The sequence below is a fragment of the Mycobacterium sp. NPDC003449 genome (genome assembly GCF_053588415.1).
In genome coordinates this window covers 1-1,513 of the sequence record NZ_JBSFPX010000371.1, presented here as the reverse complement: position 1 = coordinate 1,513, position 1,513 = coordinate 1, and the positions used below count along the sequence as shown (strand labels likewise).

1 protein-coding gene is annotated in these 1,513 nt (G+C 65.0%); it reads right to left on the bottom strand.

Annotated features, from left to right (window positions below):
- Window positions 1-24: 24 nt before the first annotated feature.
- A complete protein-coding gene (locus tag ACWDTP_RS38400) occupies window positions 25-1,245 on the bottom strand; it encodes an IS110 family transposase (protein WP_450028436.1) in 1,221 nt (406 codons plus the stop codon).
- Window positions 1,246-1,513: the final 268 nt, after the last annotated feature.

Below are 1,513 nucleotides of genomic sequence, written 5' to 3'. Positions count from 1 at the left end.
TGATGCTCCTATCTTTGTTAAATGTCAAGCGGCGTGGGTGAGCTGGGCGTTTAGCCATTGGCGGTAGTTGTTGGCGAGGGTGTCGTCGCGTTTGAGGCCGCGTTCGAGGCGGGAGATGTCGTTGGGCCAGACGCCGAAGTGGTCGGCGACGGCGGCGAGGGTGATGTTTTGGGCTCGACGAGTTGGGCGCAGGTCGGTGTAGTCGTCGATCGGGCACGGCGCGGTGAGGTGTTTGAACATCTCGCGGGCGATCGCGCGTTTGAGCAGGCGCAGGACGTCTTTCTTTGACCGTCCGGCAGTGATTTGGCGGGTGACGTAGTCGCGGGTCCGTGGGTCGTGGGACATGCGGACTAGGGCGATGCGGTATAGGGCGTTGTTGGCGGCGCGGTCACCGCCGCGGGAGAGTCTGTGGCGGTTGGTTTTTCCTGATGAGGCCGGGATGGGTGCGACTCCGGCGAGCATCGCGAAGGAGGCTTCGCTGCGGAGCCGCTGGGGGTTGGTGCCGGCGGTGATGATCAGTTGAGCGGCGGTGTCGGGGCCGACGCCGTAGGCGGCCCGGAGTGCGGGATTGATCGCGGTGGTCAGGGTATCGATTTCGGCGGTGAGGTCATCGGTTTGGCGTTCGAGGAACTCGACGCGCTGCGCCAGAGCTTTGCAAGACATCAGCACGGCGCTGATGACCGGATCGTGGCCGGCGGCGGGCTCGCACCGGGCCAGTGCCTGCACCAGCGTCAGTGTGGTGGTGTAGCGGCGGTAGCGCTCGCGTAGCTCGGCGGGCGCGGTGACGAGCAGGTCTTTGATCTGCTGGATGGCTGCGGTGCGGGCTTTGACTGCGCCGCGGCGGGCGGTCAGCAAGGCTTTGAGTGCAGTGGTGTGGGGATCTTTGGGGACGGCCAGGGCGTCGCCGGCCAACACCGCTCGCGCGGCACTGTAGGCATCGAGCGGGTCGGATTTTCCTTGCCTGCGCCTGGCCGCTCGGTCGGGTCGGTTGACTTCAACGACGTGAATATCGTTGGCCTGCAATGCTTGCGCGAGCCCCGCGCCGTAGCTGCTGGTTCCCTCGACTCCAACGCTCACGATGTCACCGAAGCTGCGGGCCCAGCAGATCGCGGCCCAGTAGCCGGTGGGGTTGGTGCGGAATTCCGCGTCGCCGAGGAGTTGGCCGGTGTCGGTGATGGCCGCGACGTGGATGGTGTCCAGATGGGTGTCGGCGCCGATGACGACTCGGCGTGGGGATGTCACCATGATGGTGTCCTCTCCGTAGTAACGGACTGTGCGGTGGGTGACAACCCGGCGGGGCGGGCCAGACAAGACATTGATGAGGAACGGCCAGGCTCCTGATTAGGTCATGTCCGCCCCGCCGGATCCTCGGCGGTGCTTGCCCGCACGTCGCTGGTGAGACAAATCAAGTGAAAGACAAACCAGCAGGTCGTCAGTCGGAAGGTGGGTCATCACCAGCGGCGAACGAGCAAGACCATCCTCACCCGAACCGGTTGGACACAATCAATGTCGG

What these genes read in the sequence shown, in the direction of transcription:
- ACWDTP_RS38400 (WP_450028436.1), bottom strand. Translation starts at nt 1,245, where the DNA reads ATGGTGACATCCCCACGCCGAGTCGTCATCGGCGCCGACACCCATCTG.